The organism is Salipaludibacillus agaradhaerens (genome assembly GCF_002019735.1).
GTDB classification, from domain to species: Bacteria; Bacillota; Bacilli; order Bacillales; family Salisediminibacteriaceae; genus Salipaludibacillus; species Salipaludibacillus agaradhaerens.
Map to the genome: position 1 here is coordinate 2,174,481 of NZ_KV917378.1, position 16,127 is coordinate 2,190,607.

Below are 16,127 nucleotides of genomic sequence, written 5' to 3' on the forward strand. Positions count from 1 at the left end.
TAAATGGAAAGCATATGTTTATTGTACACTAAATTAGCACTATTTTTATACTGTTAGTCCGGTTAAGACGGGCTTCAACCACTTAAAATTTCGGTGATTATTTCAAACTTAGACGGATGAGAAAGTACGTGTGACACCACTTAATGCCGCTTCATCTGCGATAACTGTTAAATGTGGATGACCTTGTAAAGCAGTGGCAGGTATGTCTTCCGATTGATCACCTTCTATCAATGCTTTAACCGCCTCTGCTTTTTCCTTACCAGACGCTAAGAGTAGAATTTGTCTGCTTTTCATAATGGTTTTAATGCCCATCGTGATTGCTTGTCGTGGAACATCATTTTTTGAAGAAAAATAACGAGCATTCGCTTCAATAGTAGAAGGTGCTAAATCAACGATTCTTGTCCGTCCATTAAAGGGGCTACCAGGCTCATTAAACCCGATATGACCGTTCTGTCCAATCCCAAGCAGCTGTAAATCTACTCCTCCAAGGCTTTCAATTAACTCTTCATATCTTGTACATTCCTCCACCACATCATCAACATATCCATTTGGTAGGTGTGTATTCTCTTTTGGAATTGGGATATGTTTAAAGAATATATCCTGCATATAATAATGATAACTTGCTGGTGAATCAGCGGGTAAACCGATATATTCATCTAAATTTACAGTATGAAGATGATTGAGCGATAGCGCCTTTTCGTTGATTTTCTCGCGTAAAATCTGGTATAGGCCTTCAGGTGTTCCTCCTGTAGCCAACCCGAGAACGTTCAATCGCTTCTTTATTAGTTGTGTTAAAATATGATCTGCCCCTTCAATACTCATCGCCTCATAGTTTGCTACCTTTATAATTTTCATACTTTTTTCCTCCCTTTCTTTTAGCCAAATACCTTCTCTCCCATCACATACGTTTGTAGTACTGTCATATCCGGAGATAATACAGTAAAGTCTGCATCTTTCCCAGCTGCTAGACTGCCTTTTCGATCATCGATACGGAGTTGTCTAGCAGGATTTAATGTAGCCATTTGCACTGCCTCTTCCAACGAACAGCCAGTAAATATCATCATATTTTTTATAGCGTCATTCATTTTCAAAACACTTCCTGCCAATGTCCCATCTTCTAAAGTGGCTCTATCGTGCTTCACGGATACTTTTTGTCCTCCTAGAGTGGACTCCCCTTCAGCCAATCCTTTTGCTCTCATAGCATCCGTAATTAAAATAAGCTTATCCGGCCCTTTTGATTTGTACGCAAGCTTAACCACGGGAGGAGAAACATGAATACCATCTACAATTAGTTCCGTGTTTAACTCATCATGCAACAGAGCAGCACCTGCCACACCTAAATCTCGATGATGAACCCCTTTCATCCCATTAAAGAGGTGAGTGACATGATTCATCCCTTTCTCGATAGCCTCGACCATCTCATCATAAGTGGCATCCGAATGACCTATTGAAGCAATGATTTGTTGATCACATAGAAGAGAGATCAACTTGCCACTTGGATCCTCTTCAGGTGCCATCGTCACAAGCTTAATATAATGGCCACTAGCTTCCTGAAATGCTTGAAAAGGCGCTGTATCAGCTTGCTGAATAAATTCAGCTGGCTGGGCTCCGGCACGCTTTTTAGAAATAAACGGTCCTTCCAGATGAACACCTAGAATCTCGGCTCCTCGTTTATCTTGTTGGAGGATAACCTCTTTTACAACCTTTAGTGCCTTTAGCTTGGCCTCTGGTTGTTGCGTAATGGTCGTCGCTAAAAAAGAAGTAGTGCCTTCTGCTGGAAGGGCGTGTCTCATTGTTTGTAAAGCCCCCGCTTCTCCATCCATGACATCAGCACCTGCAGCCCCGTGTATATGTATATCAATGAAGCCTGGCACGATCGCTACAGGCTCAGATTCATTAAATCTAACTTCCTCATCGATGGAAGCAACCTCCGACTTGGTTTTAATGGACACAATTTGGCTGTTTTTAATTGAGATGACTGGCTCTTTTATTTTCCCTGCTTCACTATATAAAATGGCATTATTAAAACAAATTGATTTCATATATCTTCTTCCTTTCCTCATGTAAGAGGGTAATTAACCTTCCCCATCTTAACGAGATCACTATAAAAAGTGTATCACACATATGTTTAGTTGTCTATACCACTAAACGTAATGTATGCTCTTGCACCACTTGACGTTTAATTTCTTTAGATTTTTAATACAAGCAGCTTAGATTTGCTTTTCTCTAATATGCCTATAAAATATTCAACTAAGCATTGTTAATCCTTATAAACAATTTTGGGGCTGTTTTTTTCACATACACATAACACGATACACATACCAAATGAGCACAAGTTTAACGATGACCAATCGCCTCAGAAAGTCTCCACGTCACTCCCTTGCAATGATGACATCGTTAAACCCTGTAACTTCACTATTGGAGACTAAGCGAGTTTTGGATTGGTAGTGTGTTTTAGGCTGAAAAAGATGTAAGAATATGCTTTTCGATAAAGTCAGCCAGCCCATCATCCTCACAAGGAAGCGCAATAAAATCTGCTACCGCTTTTACACCATTTCCAGCATTCCCCATAGCCACACCTGTGCCAGCTTCTTTAAGCATTTCCATATCATTAGGTCCATCACCGATGGCGATCACGTCATGTTTTGTAAGTCGGTATTTATTCATAACATACTGTATCCCAGTCCACTTTGACACACCTTTTGGTCCTATTTCGATTCCGTCCTGCCACCTAATGATGTCATTCTTATGTTGAATAACCTGATCGAGTGAACGATCAAGTGAGCGAGCCATCACACTATATTTCAGAGCATTTTCACATCTAATTTTTGTTAAGTCGCCTACATAAACGGGGCCTTTATGCCCTTCTTGTACCCATCTTTGCACCACACTGTCTAACTCTTTACAATACATACCATGTGTAGTGTGAATAATAACGTTACCAGAGGAATTTACAACTATATCATGTAATGTTTTTTCAAGCCAGAATGTTCTAAGGATTAATGGGTCTAACGAAAATGACTCATAAATAGCTGCTCCATTAAGGCATATCATTGGTGTCTTAAGACCTAGCATCTGATGATATGGTACAGTAATGTCCATTTGTCTACCTGTGGCAAGAAAAACGTAAACACCTTGTTGTTTTAAATGATGAATAACTTGTAAATTTCGCGGTGAAATAACATGATCATGTGTTAATAAAGTGCCATCCATATCAATAAACACTGCCTTAATTTTCATTTGTTTTCCTTCCTTTCCGTTTATCCTCTCCTTTTTCATTATAATGTCCTTTTATTAACCTCATTTTAATGGTATGTTTGCATAATATGTCATACATTAAAATCTTGTAAATCTCCCCCCACTTATTAACACCTTCCGTCTAATAGTAAAATCTGACGAGAGATCGCCAGGCGAGAGAACTATTCCATTGCTTGTAAAGTGACTCTATCAGATTTGTTCTTTAAATAACGCGTTAGGAGCTCAGCACATAAAATCATGGCGAAAATAACGAGTGTAATTCCGAGCACCTCATCGTAAGCCATGATACGGGAAGCTCGGACTAGCTCCCAACCAATCCCCCCTGCTCCTACGACCCCTAATACAGCAGCATATCGAATATTAATGTCAAATCTAAAGATGGACCATGAAATAATAATTGACATGACACTTGGCATGACCCCTTGCATAATGACCTGGAACTTAGAGGCTCCCGTCGCTTTTAGTGCTTCAATGACGCCTTGATCGATTTCTTCTATTGCTTCAGCGTATACCTTCAACAGCATACCAATACTGTTGACAGCAAGAGCTAATATGCCAGGAGTCGGTCCAAGGCCTATAGCTACGATAAAGAGTAACGCCCATATTAATGCAGGAACCGCTCTAACGAAGGCAGCAAATGCTTTCACTCCGTAACTAATACTTATATGAGGTGCCACATTTTTAGCAGCAAACATCGCTAATACAATGGAAAAAACAATTCCCCATAACGTACCCATTACAGCTACTTGTAGAGATTCAATAGCGGCTCCAGCAATGTCAATCGGCTCAGAAATAGCCGGAGGAAACATACCAATCAGTAAAGATTCCACCCTTGATGGCGCTTCAAAGAGTCGTCTATCTAAAATGCCAACTTGTACGAGACTAAATATAAAAATGATAAGAAATAAACCGCTATATATCACTTTTGTCAGCTGTTTTTTTTGATTCACATAAGGTGTCATAATAACTTCTCCCTTATTTTAGCTGTGGTAAATTCAACACTCAGAATGAGCACAAAGATCATGATAATGCCGACACTCGCTTGTTTATATTGAAACAAATTGATATTCCCTTGCAGGGTATAGCCAATGCCCCCTGCCCCTATTAAGCCTAAAACAGCCGCTTCGCGAATATTTAAATCCATTTTATAGAGAGACCATGCCACAAACCCTGTTTTAAACTGAGGCCACACACCTTGACCCATTGTTTGAAACCAGGAAGCACCAGTGGCTTTTACTGCTTCCACTTGGGCGCTATCAATCTCTTCTAGAACATCAGCAAATGCTTTTCCTAAAACGCCAATGCCTGAAAGTCCTAAAGCAAGGGTTCCCGCCAGTGAACCGATCCCAAACGCAACGACCAGTGTCATCCCCCAAATGATGGCGGGAATGGCTCTTAAAAAAGCAATAAATGCCCTTGAACTAAACGCTAATACAGGATGAAATGACGTATTTTTCGCAGCCATAAATCCAAGTACGAGTGAAAAAACAACAGCAAATATCATGCCTACGAAGCTCATATATAAGGTTTGGAGAGCTGGCTGGATATAACGACCGGCAGCTGAAAAATCTGGTGGTAGTAATTCCGTAAATATGAACGCGGTCATATTTGCTGCACCTGTATATATAAATGAAAGACTAAACCCTGTGCCATGCCAAGCCCATACTATTAAAGCTGTTATGATTGTCAAAATAACTAACCGGTTTTGTAAGACCATTTTCCTTCGCCGCTTTAATTCGGGCATTAAGTCACGCTTCGTTGTTTTATTTAATGGCTGAGTAAGTTGTTTTGCTAAAGAGCTCATGTCTTGTCTTACCCTCCTTACGCGGAATAATAAAGATAGTCAGTGATGCCATCAGTTAGTTCTCTTGGCGTGCCATCAAACACTATTTCTCCTGCCTTCACACCAATAATTCTATCTGCAAATTGCTTCGCAAAATCTACTTGGTGAAGATTTACGATTGACGTCAGGCCATCTTCCTGACAGACACTTTTTAAATAGGCCATGACATTTTCAGAAGAAGATGGATCAAGACTTGCAATCGGTTCATCAGCCAATAGTAATGAGGGTGATTGCGCAATTGCTCGTGCTATCCCCACCCGTTGCTGTTGACCTCCAGATAATTCGTCCGCCCGTTTAAACGCCTGATCTTCCAAACCAACCCGTCGTAAGATCTCTAATGCTCCCCGCGTATCTGCTTCAGAAAACCGTCCTAAACCGCCTTTAATTGTTGATACATAACCGAGACGTCCATGCAAAACATTTAAATAAGCTGGAGAGCGTTTAACGAGATTGAAATGCTGAAAGACCATGCCAATCCTTCTGCGAATGTGTCGTAACTGTCGCCCTTTAGCAGCAATCACATCTTCTCCTTCAAATGAAATACTGCCATCGGTCGGCTTATTAAGGAGATTGAGAGACCTCATAAGTGTGCTTTTCCCGGCCCCACTTGGCCCGATAATTGAAACAAGCTCACCCTTTTTTATTGTAAAGTTAATGCCTTTTAATGCTTCAGTGCCATCTGGAAAAACCATGGTGACGTTCTTTACCTCTAATAGTGTTTCTTGCATCGCGCCATCTTCCTTTCTAAATCTACATGTCTAAACAGGGGAAGCATTATTCCAACAATTCTTCCGGACTCATCCCTAGAGCTTCTGCTGTTTCTTGAACAACATCGTATGTGTCATGATCGATTTCAAAAAAGCCGCCATGATACTCATTTGCTTCAAGAAATTCTTGTCCTACTTCACTGTCTCCCATCGTTAAAAAGGCTTCCTTAACCGCTTGTTTAAAAGAATCAGGTAAATCTCCTTGAATCACATAAGGGCCGCCTGGAATTGGTTCTGACTCATGAAAAACTTTTAATTGATCAAAGTTTTCATGGTCTTCAACTCTTTCAAATACGAGTTCTATGCATGTGCTACACACGCCAGCAGCTTTTACATCTCCATTCAAGACAGAGTATAATGACGCTTCATGACTTCCTGAGAACACCACATCAGAAGGGAACTCATCCACATTATCTAAGGTTAAACCTAGTTCATTAATTAACATCGCTTTTGGAAATAGATGACCAGATGCTGATGCAGGATCGGCATATGCTAATGATTGACCTTCAATGTCTGCTAGAGCGTCAATGTTATGTTCCTCCAAGGTAATCATTTGCGCATAGTAATAAATATCTTCTGCCGTTCCTCCTTCTTCATTTACAGGAATAGCAAAGGCTTCACCATTCGCTCTTTCATGCGCTACTAGATATGAGAAAGGCCCGAAGGTAGAGGCATGCAGATGACCATTTGCCATCGCCTCAATGAGAGCTGTATAGCTCGTAGCATTGTAAAATTCCACATCGATACCTAGCTCATCTTCTAAATAACTGATTAACGGCTCATGACGCTTCATTAACTCTCCTTGATCTTCTATCGGCAAAAGACCAAAAATGAACGTTTCTGGCCATCCTTCTCGCTCATCACTTGCTGCCTCCACAGCATCATTATTTCCCTCACTGCTTTCTGTTTCGTCAGCAGAAGGTTCAGAGTTCTCTCCACACGCAGACATGACTATTAACATGATAAAAGCAGTTAAACTTAAATAAACCTTTGACATAATTGCAAATCTCCTCCTTGTTTTCGTTTAAATACGATCAATTGCTACGCTCCTTATCGTATCGAAAACGTGTTAACAGAAGTTTGAGAGAATGTATGGTTTAGGTGAAAATATTGGAGCTAGTGTTAAGATATATAAATAAATTGTCATAATACATATGTCATTTCAATGAACAGATGACTTATTAAGCGAAAAACGAAGTTAAAGAGAGAATAAGTGAGATGATACACGATTACATGGCATTTTGTGTTTTTCAGAAAACCTGTTAAACTTCTCTTGTTCTTGCCGACCGAGCTTCTTACGGAGAAGCTCACCTATTTTTAACTAAAAACAATTGAAAGAGGTGCACGTGTGAGTTACGTAGAAAAACTGAAAAATGAATGGCTTGGAAATGTGAGAGGTGATGTCCTTGCAGGGATCGTTGTTGCTCTCGCCCTTATTCCTGAAGCTATTGCCTTCTCAATCATTGCGGGGGTCGACCCGATGGTAGGTTTGTATGCAGCATTTTGTATCGCTGTTGTTATTGCGTTTATAGGAGGGAGACCTGGGATGATTTCCGGGGCTACTGGGGCCATGGCTTTGCTAATGACTACCCTTGTGGCAGATCACGGGCTGGAATATTTATTGGCCGCCACTATTTTAACAGGAATTATTCAATTGTTATTCGGAGTATTTAAACTTTCCGTTTTTATGAAATTCATTCCTCGTTCCGTGATGATCGGCTTTGTTAATGCACTAGCAATTTTAATTTTCACAGCACAATTGCAGCATTTTGTTGGAGAAACATGGATTATGTATGCGTTAGTGGCGTTAACGCTAGCGATTATATATATCCTCCCACGATTTACAAAGGCGGTTCCGTCAACATTGGTCGCTATTATCATTGTGACAGCCATCGCTATCACAATGAATATGGGTATTCGTACAGTAGGAGATATGGGAACGTTAACCCAGTCTTTACCTATGTTTGCTTTTCCAACTATTCCATTAAACGTTGAAACACTTATGATTATTCTTCCTTATTCTATTGCTTTAGCCATTGTTGGCTTACTAGAGTCTTTGTTAACAGCTTCCATTGTGGATGATATGACAGATACTGAGAGTAATAAAAACAAGGAAAGCCGTGGGCAAGGTATAGCCAATATTATTACTGGATGTTTTGGTGGGATGGCAGGTTGCGCTATGATCGGTCAGTCTGTTATTAACGTAAAGTCCGGTGGAAGCGGGCGGTTATCATCACTCGTTGCTGGCGGGTTCTTAATGTTTCTTATCATCGTACTCGGTGGTGTTGTGGTGCAAATTCCGATGGCGGCACTCGCCGGTGTCATGATCATGGTATCCATAGGTACTTTTGACTGGTCATCAGTGAAAAACATTCACAAGATCCCACGTACCGATGCCGTGGTCATGATCGTCACTGTTAGTACAGTCGTTTATACACATGACCTATCTATCGGTGTACTAGCCGGTGTTGTATTAAGTGCCTTTTTCTTTGCATGGAAGGTATCTAAAATTCGTGTGGAAACGTTTTTGAATTCAGAGAAAAACGTTAGAACGTATCATATTCACGGTCAATTGTTTTTTGCCTCTGTGACAGATTTCCTGGAAAAAATCGATTATAATGATAATGTAGATAAAGTTGTGCTTGATATTTCCAATGCCCACTTATGGGATGATTCTGCGGTCGGTGCCATCGACAAAATTGAAAGTAAATTTGAGCAACGAAACATTGCCGTAGAATTAATAGGTATGAACAAAGAAAGTAACGATTTAATCAACCGTATCGGTGGCTTAAGTAAAGCGTCAGGGCATTAAAACGGGGGGAAAACGATGTTTAAGAACTTATTACTAGCGATTGATGGCTCTGACCACTCTATACGGGCTGCGGATAAAGCCATTTCTCTCGCTCTATTAGAAGAAAATGCATCAATTGAGATTCTTTACGTTGTAGCAGGTAGTAAATCGAAGACAGATGTGTTACACTACGGTGATTCAGACAGCGCGTCTCGTAAACGGCAGGAAATGCTTCAACCATTTGAAAACAAGATCAGAGAAGCTGGAATTGCTACTAAAACGACAATTTTACACGGTAGCAATGGCGCAGCCGAATCCATTATTGCGCACGCGAACAATGGCGATTATGACGCTTTAGTTATTGGGAGCCGAGGTCTTGGGACAGTGCAAACGATGGTTTTAGGCAGTGTCAGCCATAAAGTGATTAAGCACGTTAAAGCCCCTGTTCTCATGGTGAAATAACGCGCTATATGACATAATCAATCCCGGTACAGATCAGCCTGTACCGGGATTTTATAGTTTATTAATCAACGCGTTTACTGTCGTTTAACAAATCTATGTTCAGTTAAGATAAAAAGAAGATTTAGTGTGGCGAATTTGGTTTCCTCTCACTATCCTTCTAACGCTTTTTCTATAATAGACTAGTAAATAGTGCGACGACAAACAGTACTTCAAACAAAGTATTAGCTTAGCTTCTGCAAATGACTCCTGCCATTAATAACCCTCTCAATTTGATTAAAGTGATGACGATCATGGTCCGCTAAGTAGCTCAAATAGTCATACAATGATAGCGATTTATCACCCAACAAAAACGTGGCACTTAATTGACTATCAGGTATTTCCTTAATCACTTTATAAATGCCTTTTCTATTAAGAATAAACTTATCAATCGTGACTTGCTGCGGCTCAGCTCTACTAATAGAAGCTGCCATAGTATTTGTTATTTGTGGGTCTGGTGCTTCCGGCAGGGCTTTTTCTAAAAATATATAGGGTAATCGCTGATAGAGCACGAATTCATCCCATGGCTTAAAATGCCCGATGATTTCAGCGATCGTCCATTTACCTTCGCTAATTTCACTTCTCCATAATTCGTCCCTTAAAGCTCGTAAAGAGTTAACAAATTTGATTGCCTCTAACTGATGGTTGATCATTTCCCTTTTATGCTTTTGCATGAAAATCAACTCTTTTCTTAGATGTCAATGTTGAAAATAGGCTTTCTTCTAATCAACTGCACTAACTAGGAAACCCATCAGTTTAAAGGCTGATGGATTAGGAACTATTCGTACACCTTCATTAATCTCAATCTCTTTACTAGGTCTATCTTTTCACATACACTTGTTTAGCCGTGTGAGTTCAGGAAGACGCCGGCTGCTTATTTTCAAATGCTATCTCTTCTTCCCCCCCGGTAAAGAAGAGCTTACGGTCTTTATACATAAAGAAAATTGAAAGAGCAAATGCCAATATATCCGCTAAAGGAAAGGCAATAAACACACCCCAAACCCCGAAAAACTGCGGTAAGATTAAGACGAGAGGCACTAAGAACAAAATCTGACGGGCCATCGACAATATAAGAGCTGGCTTTGCTTTCCCCAACGCCTGATATAAACCACCACTTACAACTTGCGCCCCTATTAAGAAGGCGCACGCAAATATAATGCGCATTCCTATTGATCCTGTCTCAATAACTGCTGTATCAGCAGTAAACACTCTCATTAACACATTTGGAAAAGCCATCATAATAATAAAAACAGCAATGGAAAAAACGGTCACGACTTTAAATCCTACTAAGATCGTTTCTCGCATGCGCTCTAATTGTTTCGCCCCAAAATTGTACCCGACAATTGGTTGCATTCCTTGAAGTATCCCCATCATCGGCATAAGAGCAAACATGGAAACCCTCTGCACGATACCGAAAACGCCAACATAAAATTCACTGCCATGAATGATTAGCATACTGTTGATGGCTACCATCATCACACTGCCGGCCACTTGGCGGACAAACGCTGGCATGCCAATAACCACCACTTCTTTCGTAATCGACCAACGAGGCAGCATTTCTTTCACGACAATCAACAATGAGCTTTTACCACTTAAGAAGTACCATAAGACTATAAATGAAATACTTGCCTGTGCCAAAACGGTGGCGATTGCGGCACCTTGAACCCCCATATCCAACCAGATGATAAAAATCGGGTCGAGAATAATATTAAGGACAGCCGGCACGATCATCGTCATCATCGCAAATTTCGAATTTCCTTCTGAACGAATAATGGCGTTGGTAGCGAACGCAAACGAGAAAAAGACGGTACCTAACATAATTGGAAAAATATAATCATGAGCACCTTGCATAAGCTCTGGGGTAGCCCCAAACATGCGGAGGATAGGCTCCAAGATGGTAAATGAGCTTATAACCCCGGCCATACTCACTATAACAACTAATGATATGACAGTGTTGAACACACGGTTTGCCTCTGCTTCTCGTTGTTCACCTAGTCTTCGAGAAATGAGTGAAGCCCCCCCGATACCGAGTGCGGCAGCTACAGCCATTACTATTAGCATAATTGGAAAAGCAATGGTGACTGCAGCGACACCATCAATCCCTACTGCGTAGGAAATAAAAATAGTATCAACCACATTATAAATAGACATAACAAGCATGCCAATAATTGCGGGAATAGATAATTTTCTAAGCAACTTAGGAATAGGTTCTGTTCCTAACTGCATACTTTGATCACTTTGTTTCATGGGTGTTCCCTTCTTTCTTAACAGCCTGTGACGAGACATCGTCTGTCATCGCTTGTAAATTTTGCTTCATTAATTTTAGCCAATTTATCAGCATGCTCTTTTCTTCTTCTGAAAAACCTGTTAGTAACTGCTTTTCAACACGTTTAATTTCATTAGCTAAATCTTTTTCTAATTTTTTTCCCTTATTTGTAAGACTAATCACTTTAGTGCGTCGATCAGCTTCGCTAGCATCCTTTTTAATAAGCATGTTCTTTAACAACGACTCTACTATCCCATTCATTGTTGATGCTTGGATGTAAAGGCGTTTTTGCAAGTCAGATTGTGTTAAGTCGCCGTGCTTTGCTAATAAATAAAGAGCTTTCGCCTGTGCTCTTGTAACGCCATAGTCCGCTAGATAACGATTATGTTGATTATGGATAAAATGTGAGACAACACTCAGCTGATAGCCTGCAAAATCCTCTATCTTTTGATCCATTAGTTAGCCCCCTAAGTAATTGACTTACTTACTATATCAAATGGTTTATGAGAAGTGCAATAAATTTCACCCTATTTAACATAGTTCTTTTTCATTCCCTTCTAAAAAATATCATTCATAAGCTTTCATTAAACTAAGTAGGAGAATAGGAGTGAGGTAAGTAAGGGATAATAGATGAACCATCACCTCTTACTCTTAGCCTTGTTAAATGACTGTGTTTAATGGTCACAACCATAGGGAAATAAATGAGTAAATATGTTAACGATTTTTTCCTCATCAATATTCCTTATTTATAATAATTATTATTTGATTTTATTTTTAATTTGATATATACTATTAAATATAAAAGAGATAATAAAAGGATAACAACTAAAGGAGTGCTTTAACTATGGCAAACAAAAATTTAACACAAGAAATGAATAAGCAATTAGCGAATTGGAATGTATTAAACACAAAGCTCCACAATTACCACTGGTATGTTACTGGTCCAAGCTTTTTTACACTTCATGAGAAATTTGAAGCTTTTTACAACGAAGCTGCCACAAATATTGATGAGATTGCAGAACGGATATTAACAATCGGTGAAAGCCCAATTGCTACTTTAAAAGAGTATTTGAATGAAGCAACTATCAAAGAAGCGACAGGTGATGAAACACCAGCTGACATGGTAGCAGCGTTAGTAAAAGATTTTGAAACAATTAGTGACGAATCAGCACAACTTATCGAAGTAGCTGAAGATAACCATGATAATGTGACAGCGGACATGTTCATTGCCATTAAATCCTCAATTGAACAACACATTTGGATGCTGAACGCTTATCTAGGTAATAAAAGAAGCTCTAGACGCCGTACAACAGTTTAATTGATATAAACTTTCCGACACCTGCATCAGGTGTCGGTTTCATTTATGTCTTGTATTAACATCTTGATTTATCTGACTCGCAGCTTGATTTATCTGACTCGCAGCTATTGTACTCAATAGTTGCTGAAACAAAACGGCAGGTTATATCAGGAAACAACTGTATCAGCCTTTCCTTGGGCAATTTATCCCACCCCACTCTATTCAGAAGACGTGACCTTCCCTGTGAATGAAAAAAGGCTCCAAAAACTATTGTCACGGACCATTTTAGTTATATTTGGAAATATATTGACTTTTATATGTCATTATGTTAAGATTGGTTTTGGTTGAAGAAGGTGCGTCGTTATGATGAACCGACTATGTCAAGTGACACTGATTATATTCATTAGGTTATAACTAACCTTCTGGAATCCTGCGAATACGTGGAAACGCCAAAAGTTACACTGGCGCGGTTACGGAACCGCAAGGATGAAAGAGAGGCAGGGCTTTCATTATTTAAGTAATACAAGACTTCTGCTGCAGGAATTTACCGCGGCGTGTATTTAATCAAAGATTTTATCATAGCGATAACTAACATATGAACACCATTTAAAAAACTATTCTGAAACCGATAAAAAGCAGGATCCTTAGGGACTCCTGCTTTTTCCAATTTGTGATATTACCTGGTTCATTCACACATGACGTCTATCATTAAAGAAGTTATCATATACCATAACCGCACATTTTCTTTTATACCTCCTCCTCCCACATGTTAAAATAAAACTTTATTTCTATTAAAGGAGCGATTATATGTCACATAGTAAAAAATTACTTATTGCCTCTGCCTTATTTGGCGTTATTGGCGTTATGATGGGTGGGCATATGGCAGGGGCTGGTTCTTATGCATTAAGACCTGTCCATGCCCATGTCCTCGTCGTTGGATGGCTAACATTATTTGCTTGGAGTCTTTTTTATAAAATTTATAAACCTAAACATAAACTGTTAGCAACGCTTCATGTTTGGACTGCTTTAATTGGGACTTTCGGTTTAAATGCAGGCATGTATGTCTTCATGGTTGGGACAATCCCTCTTCCTGAAACATTCTCACTCATTTTTTATATCGTTAGCGGTTCGATTCTTTCCTTAAGCTTCATCTTTTTTCTTCTCCTTACCCTATTACAGCCTGATACTGAAGGAGATCCCACTACCAATGGTTAAATGCTGGAACAGTAAGGAGCGTCCGTATTTGGACGCTCCTTACTGTTCCTTTTAGTTTTCAAGAGCCTCCACAGCTTGTTTCACTGAGCCAAATGTCGTAAAACGAGATAAATCGATGTTATAGCGATTTGTTCTCATAGCAATTTTCGGTGTAATGCCTGTTATGATTAAGTGTATTCCTTTTAACTTTAATAAATCATTGAGTTGGAAAATGCCGGTCGTTGCACTCTCGTCCATATTCGTAAACCCTGAAAAATCAAGAATAAGTGTCTCTATCTCATCCTTCTCCATTTCAGTTAAAACATTATTGACAATAATCTCTACGCGACGTTCATCAATATCTCCGATTAATGGCAAGACAGAAACCCCTACTTTCACTGGTACGAGAGGAACTGAAAGAAGTTCAATTTCACGATGGTATTTTGCCAATTGTTGTTCTGCTAGTTTCACATCTGTAATATCCTTTTGAATACCGACAAAATAATGTTTATCCTCTTCCTCTAAATAAATCGGGTCTATATGGAGCAGGTTCCAAAAAGACTCACCATTCTTTTTGTAATTTAAGATTTGAACAGAAACGGCTTGGCGATTTTTTATTGCCTCATTTAATTTATATACTGTTTCTGGATCGGTATCCTCACCTTGAAGTAAGCGGCAATTTTGTCCAATGACCTCCTCTTGAGAATACCCTGTTAAAGCCGTAAATCCTTCATTGGCATAGATAATGGGATTATCCTCTTGATCTGGGTCTGTCACAATGAAAACTAAATGAGTTTTTTCTAATATTTTGTTCTTTAAGTTCTGAATGTTAGGCATGATAGGTCTCTCCTCATTAAATATGTAACTTAAGGATTATTCTTCATCCATCATACCAGAAAAAGGGGCTTAAAACACGGTCAGAGCTCACGCATATGACAGTAGCCTTATTTAGCGCATTATATGTTCTTTCACTTGCTGTGAACATGAGAAAAGAGTTCTGATAATACGAGTGTACAGGCACCGATTAATGACCCTTCGTCACCTAACTCAGATACGACAATTGTCGTTTTAGCCGCTTCATGAGTTAACGCATGAGATTGAATCACATCTTTAGCCGGTTCGAGAATCCATTTGCCGGATTTAGAAACACCGCCGCCAATAATCACCATACTAGGATTAAGAAAATGGATAATGTTTAGTAACCCAAACCCTAGAAACGTCCCTGTTTCTTCCAGAACCTGCCTAGCTATTTCATCGCCTTCTTCAGCACATTTAAAGATGAGTTGGCCGTCCAAGGCTTTCAAATCTTCTCCTGCTTGCGCTACTAGCGACGTCTTTTTTCCTTCTTTAATATAAGTATGAGCTCGTTCCTTGACTGCCTGGCCAGAGGCTAACGTCTGAAAGCATCCATTGTTTCCACAAGAACATTTTGGGCCGTTAATATCTATTCTTGTATGACCAATTTCACCAGCGAGGCTATTATTGCCATGGAACAATTGATCATTTAAAATAATTCCTCCACCAATACCTTCCCCAACATTTAAACAGACAAAATGATCGACGTCTCTTCCTGCCCCAAACCACTTTTCGCCTAGGGCGAGTGCTTTCGCATCATTTTCTACTCTGACCGGGAGATTGAATGCCTGTTCCAACACCTGTTTAACAGGGACATGTTCAAGTTTCAATGTAGGAGCATGGATAGCGACCCCTTCTTCATGATCAACAATACCATGCATCGCTACGCCAATCCCTATTATTTTGCTTTTCTGAGTTATGTTTTCAGTAAGAAAAGTATCGATCCCTTGCAACAAAAGGTCTAGGAAGCGCTCTGTTGTTAGCGCATGTGTATGTGGCATTGGAAGAAGTTTACGTTGTATTACGTTTGCATCCAGATTAGTGAGTGCCAATCTCACTTTTTTGACACCTACGTCCACACCTATAATGTAACGACTATCTGAATTAATCGTGAGTAATATTGGCTTTCGTCCACCATTTGAAGAACCTGCTCGACTTTCTACTACTAATTCCTCATCAAGAAGTTCACTGACAATATTCGTTACCGTGGGAGGGGTTAACCCCGTTTGTTTGGCAATTTCTGATCGGGGAATGGCACCACTGGTTCGAATAATATTTAAGATAAGTGAGCGATTTAATGATTTCATCAATTGAAAACTTCCTGTTAAATGTGTTGCCATTCTATCCCTCTCCCTTTT

At 39.7% G+C, this 16,127-nt stretch carries 16 protein-coding genes; 4 read left to right on the top strand and 12 right to left on the bottom strand.

What is annotated here, in order from left to right:
• Positions 1 to 108: 108 nt before the first annotated feature.
• The 7 genes from nagB to BK581_RS10240 all read right to left on the bottom strand — a co-directional run bounded on the left by nagB (position 109) and on the right by BK581_RS10240 (position 6,865).
• The gene (gene nagB, locus BK581_RS10210; RefSeq protein ID WP_078578066.1) at positions 109 to 855 is read right to left on the bottom strand and encodes a glucosamine-6-phosphate deaminase; all 747 of its coding nucleotides are present in this window, start codon (positions 853 to 855) and stop codon (positions 109 to 111) included.
• Between the two features lie 20 nt (positions 856 to 875).
• Positions 876 to 2,042 (bottom strand): N-acetylglucosamine-6-phosphate deacetylase, encoded by a 1,167-nt coding sequence (gene nagA / locus BK581_RS10215; protein ID WP_078578067.1) that lies wholly within the window; start codon positions 2,040 to 2,042, stop codon positions 876 to 878.
• Positions 2,043 to 2,454: 412 nt separating this feature from the next.
• A complete protein-coding gene (locus BK581_RS10220; protein WP_169837663.1) occupies positions 2,455 to 3,240 on the bottom strand; it encodes an HAD family hydrolase in 786 nt (261 codons plus the stop codon).
• A 179-nt stretch (positions 3,241 to 3,419) separates the two neighbouring features.
• Positions 3,420 to 4,220 (bottom strand): phosphonate ABC transporter, permease protein PhnE, encoded by an 801-nt coding sequence (phnE, locus tag BK581_RS10225; protein WP_078578069.1) that lies wholly within the window; start codon positions 4,218 to 4,220, stop codon positions 3,420 to 3,422.
• Positions 4,217 to 5,062: a phosphonate ABC transporter, permease protein PhnE gene (phnE, locus tag BK581_RS10230; protein WP_078578070.1), complete on the bottom strand. Its 846-nt coding sequence runs from the start codon at positions 5,060 to 5,062 to the stop codon at positions 4,217 to 4,219. The genes phnE (BK581_RS10225) and phnE (BK581_RS10230) overlap by 4 nt, the downstream gene beginning before the upstream one ends.
• A 17-nt stretch (positions 5,063 to 5,079) precedes the next feature.
• A complete protein-coding gene (gene phnC / locus BK581_RS10235; RefSeq protein ID WP_078578071.1) occupies positions 5,080 to 5,829 on the bottom strand; it encodes a phosphonate ABC transporter ATP-binding protein in 750 nt (249 codons plus the stop codon).
• A 46-nt stretch (positions 5,830 to 5,875) separates the two neighbouring features.
• On the bottom strand, positions 5,876 to 6,865 hold the full coding sequence (locus BK581_RS10240) for a phosphate/phosphite/phosphonate ABC transporter substrate-binding protein (RefSeq protein WP_078578072.1): 990 nt from the start codon (positions 6,863 to 6,865) through the stop codon (positions 5,876 to 5,878).
• A gap of 351 nt (positions 6,866 to 7,216) precedes the next feature.
• Between BK581_RS10240 and BK581_RS10245 the strand changes: the two genes are divergently transcribed.
• Both BK581_RS10245 and BK581_RS10250 read left to right on the top strand, forming a co-directional pair.
• A complete protein-coding gene (locus tag BK581_RS10245) occupies positions 7,217 to 8,680 on the top strand; it encodes a SulP family inorganic anion transporter (RefSeq protein WP_078578073.1) in 1,464 nt (487 codons plus the stop codon).
• 15 nt (positions 8,681 to 8,695) lie between these two features.
• Entirely contained in the window at positions 8,696 to 9,121 is a 426-nt protein-coding gene (locus BK581_RS10250; RefSeq protein WP_078578074.1) for a universal stress protein, read from the top strand.
• Positions 9,122 to 9,342: 221 nt separating this feature from the next.
• On the opposite strand, the gene BK581_RS10255 is transcribed toward BK581_RS10250, so the two are convergent.
• The 3 genes from BK581_RS10255 to BK581_RS10265 form a co-directional block, all read right to left on the bottom strand.
• Positions 9,343 to 9,831 (bottom strand): DinB family protein, encoded by a 489-nt coding sequence (locus tag BK581_RS10255; protein WP_078578075.1) that lies wholly within the window; start codon positions 9,829 to 9,831, stop codon positions 9,343 to 9,345.
• A 181-nt stretch (positions 9,832 to 10,012) separates the two neighbouring features.
• A complete protein-coding gene (locus tag BK581_RS10260) occupies positions 10,013 to 11,404 on the bottom strand; it encodes an MATE family efflux transporter (RefSeq protein ID WP_078578076.1) in 1,392 nt (463 codons plus the stop codon).
• Positions 11,391 to 11,879, bottom strand: a complete 489-nt coding sequence (locus BK581_RS10265) for a MarR family winged helix-turn-helix transcriptional regulator (protein ID WP_078578077.1) — start codon at positions 11,877 to 11,879, stop codon at positions 11,391 to 11,393. Before BK581_RS10265 ends, BK581_RS10260 begins: the two co-directional genes overlap by 14 nt.
• Before the next feature lie 388 nt (positions 11,880 to 12,267).
• Between BK581_RS10265 and BK581_RS10270 the strand changes: the two genes are divergently transcribed.
• Both BK581_RS10270 and BK581_RS10275 read left to right on the top strand, forming a co-directional pair.
• A complete protein-coding gene (locus BK581_RS10270) occupies positions 12,268 to 12,741 on the top strand; it encodes a Dps family protein (RefSeq protein WP_078578078.1) in 474 nt (157 codons plus the stop codon).
• Between the two features lie 786 nt (positions 12,742 to 13,527).
• Positions 13,528 to 13,935, top strand: a complete 408-nt coding sequence (locus BK581_RS10275; RefSeq protein WP_078578079.1) for a hypothetical protein — start codon at positions 13,528 to 13,530, stop codon at positions 13,933 to 13,935.
• Positions 13,936 to 13,986: 51 nt separating this feature from the next.
• Here BK581_RS10275 and BK581_RS10280 read toward each other — a convergent pair whose 3' ends face one another.
• Entirely contained in the window at positions 13,987 to 14,751 is a 765-nt protein-coding gene (locus BK581_RS10280; RefSeq protein ID WP_078578080.1) for a YtvA family blue-light photoreceptor, read from the bottom strand.
• A 131-nt stretch (positions 14,752 to 14,882) separates the two neighbouring features.
• Complete coding sequence (locus BK581_RS10285; RefSeq protein ID WP_078578081.1) at positions 14,883 to 16,109, bottom strand: ROK family transcriptional regulator; 1,227 nt, start codon at positions 16,107 to 16,109, stop codon at positions 14,883 to 14,885.
• Positions 16,110 to 16,127: the final 18 nt, after the last annotated feature.

What these genes read in the sequence shown, in the direction of transcription:
- BK581_RS10285 (WP_078578081.1), bottom strand. Translation starts at nt 16,109, where the DNA reads ATGGCAACACATTTAACAGGAAGTTTTCAATTGATGAAATCATTAAAT.
- BK581_RS10250 (WP_078578074.1), top strand. Translation starts at nt 8,696, where the DNA reads ATGTTTAAGAACTTATTACTAGCGATTGATGGCTCTGACCACTCTATA.
- nagB (WP_078578066.1), bottom strand. Translation starts at nt 855, where the DNA reads ATGAAAATTATAAAGGTAGCAAACTATGAGGCGATGAGTATTGAAGGG.
- BK581_RS10260 (WP_078578076.1), bottom strand. Translation starts at nt 11,404, where the DNA reads ATGAAACAAAGTGATCAAAGTATGCAGTTAGGAACAGAACCTATTCCT.
- BK581_RS10265 (WP_078578077.1), bottom strand. Translation starts at nt 11,879, where the DNA reads ATGGATCAAAAGATAGAGGATTTTGCAGGCTATCAGCTGAGTGTTGTC.
- nagA (WP_078578067.1), bottom strand. Translation starts at nt 2,042, where the DNA reads ATGAAATCAATTTGTTTTAATAATGCCATTTTATATAGTGAAGCAGGG.
- phnC (WP_078578071.1), bottom strand. Translation starts at nt 5,829, where the DNA reads ATGCAAGAAACACTATTAGAGGTAAAGAACGTCACCATGGTTTTTCCA.
- BK581_RS10255 (WP_078578075.1), bottom strand. Translation starts at nt 9,831, where the DNA reads ATGCAAAAGCATAAAAGGGAAATGATCAACCATCAGTTAGAGGCAATC.
- phnE (WP_078578069.1), bottom strand. Translation starts at nt 4,220, where the DNA reads ATGACACCTTATGTGAATCAAAAAAAACAGCTGACAAAAGTGATATAT.
- BK581_RS10280 (WP_078578080.1), bottom strand. Translation starts at nt 14,751, where the DNA reads ATGCCTAACATTCAGAACTTAAAGAACAAAATATTAGAAAAAACTCAT.
- phnE (WP_078578070.1), bottom strand. Translation starts at nt 5,062, where the DNA reads ATGAGCTCTTTAGCAAAACAACTTACTCAGCCATTAAATAAAACAACG.
- BK581_RS10220 (WP_169837663.1), bottom strand. Translation starts at nt 3,240, where the DNA reads ATGAAAATTAAGGCAGTGTTTATTGATATGGATGGCACTTTATTAACA.
- BK581_RS10270 (WP_078578078.1), top strand. Translation starts at nt 12,268, where the DNA reads ATGGCAAACAAAAATTTAACACAAGAAATGAATAAGCAATTAGCGAAT.
- BK581_RS10275 (WP_078578079.1), top strand. Translation starts at nt 13,528, where the DNA reads ATGTCACATAGTAAAAAATTACTTATTGCCTCTGCCTTATTTGGCGTT.
- BK581_RS10240 (WP_078578072.1), bottom strand. Translation starts at nt 6,865, where the DNA reads ATGTCAAAGGTTTATTTAAGTTTAACTGCTTTTATCATGTTAATAGTC.